This window comes from Pseudomonas sp. SIMBA_041 (assembly GCF_046535095.1).
In the GTDB taxonomy this organism is placed as follows: Bacteria; Pseudomonadota; Gammaproteobacteria; order Pseudomonadales; family Pseudomonadaceae; genus Aquipseudomonas; species Aquipseudomonas mucoides.
On sequence record NZ_JAWRXJ010000329.1, the window covers coordinates 1 to 270 of the forward strand.

The following is a 270-nucleotide window of genomic DNA, read 5'->3' on the forward strand; positions in this document are numbered from 1 at the left end:
GAGCAGGTTGCCCGGCAGACCCAGGAACATGTCTCGGTCGGCACCCGAGACGGCGATGAAATCATCCACCTGGTGCGCAGCCGCTACAGCCACATCGCCTCGTTGTCGATCAGGCCCGGTTCGCGGGTGCCGATGTACTGCACGGCCGGGGGGCGAATCTGGCTGGCCGCGCTGAGCGAGGCAGCGCGCGACGCGTATTTCTCGCGCAACCCGTTACGCCAGCTCACGCCCTACACGCAGACAGACAGGGCGCTACTGGAGCAAGCGCTG

At 66.7% G+C, this 270-nt stretch carries 1 protein-coding gene; it reads left to right on the plus strand.

Annotation, left to right across the window (positions count from 1 at the left end; translation table 11 throughout):
* Positions 1-270: IclR family transcriptional regulator C-terminal domain-containing protein (locus SB725_RS31350; RefSeq protein WP_410923312.1), on the plus strand; the 270-nt coding region annotated here is incomplete at both ends.